Annotated in this window: 2 protein-coding genes; both read left to right on the forward strand. The window is 44.3% G+C overall.

The features are described 5' to 3' along the window. The first annotated feature begins 65 nt into the window (after nucleotides 1–65). Entirely contained in the window at nucleotides 66–827 is a 762-nt protein-coding gene (locus A3757_RS01000) for an SDR family oxidoreductase (RefSeq protein ID WP_068511786.1), read from the forward strand. Between the two features lies 1 nt (nucleotide 828). Beyond that, nucleotides 829–1,069: TetR/AcrR family transcriptional regulator (locus tag A3757_RS01005; RefSeq protein WP_156506077.1), on the forward strand; the 241-nt coding region annotated here is incomplete at its 3' end.

A 1,069-nucleotide genomic window follows, 5' to 3' on the forward strand; every position in this document is an offset into this window, starting at 1 on the left:
AGAACTCATTCTTCTATATTAAGTAACCCAGAGTAACTTAACTTCAAATAATAAAGGAACACACAATGAACTACATCTTGATAACCGGTGCAAGCGCCGGAATTGGCGAAGTATTCGCAGAACAATTAGCCGCTCAAGGTCACAACCTGATTCTGACCGCCCGCAGAGAAGAGCGCCTTCAAGCGCTAGCCAGTAAGCTGGAAAGCCAATATAAAATCTCGACACAAATCATCGCTGCTGATTTGTCTGACTCAAACGGTGCCGAAACGCTAGCTAGCAAAATAATCAACGAAGGTTGGGCGCTAAACGGCCTAATCAACAATGCAGGCTTTGGAGACCGCGGTGCATTCACTGAACTGTCACTGGATCGTCAGTTACAAATGATTCAGCTCAACGTCACCAGCCTGGTAGATCTAACGCACCGACTCATCCCCAAGCTATCACAACAGAGTAATAGCTTTATCATTAACGTTGCCTCAACCGCTGCCTTTCAAGCGGGACCTAACATGGCTATATACTACGCGACCAAGGCTTTTGTGCTGTCCTTCTCTGAAGCACTATATGAAGAGCTTAAGGGCCAAGGTATTGCCGTCAGCACACTTTGCCCAGGTGCAACCGCATCTGAGTTTGCATCAGAAGCTAATATGACTAACACAAAACTATTCAAAGCAGGTGCCATGACAGCAGAAGCTGTTGTCAGGAAATCGCTCAAGAAAAAAGACCGCGCCATTGTTATCACTGGCTGGAAGAATATTTTTGGTGTTTGGTCTGGTAAACTATCCCCACGTTCAGTCACACGAAAACTTGCAGGATGGTTACAAGCCTAAAATGTGTTTAATCAAACAACGCGCGAATAATCCGGAACAAAAAGCTCTCAGAAAACAGCAAATTCTCGATGCTACACGAAAACGATTTTCTGATCTTGCCTACGAAGACCTTAACCTGAATGTGATTGCTGCAGATGTAGGTATTACTAAGGCCGCTTTATATCGCTACTTTAGAAATAAAGAGACTTTGTTCCTCGCGTTGTTTGTAGAAACCCTTGAAGAATTAATTCACTCGGCCCAAA

The organism is Oleiphilus sp. HI0117, from assembly GCF_001635235.1.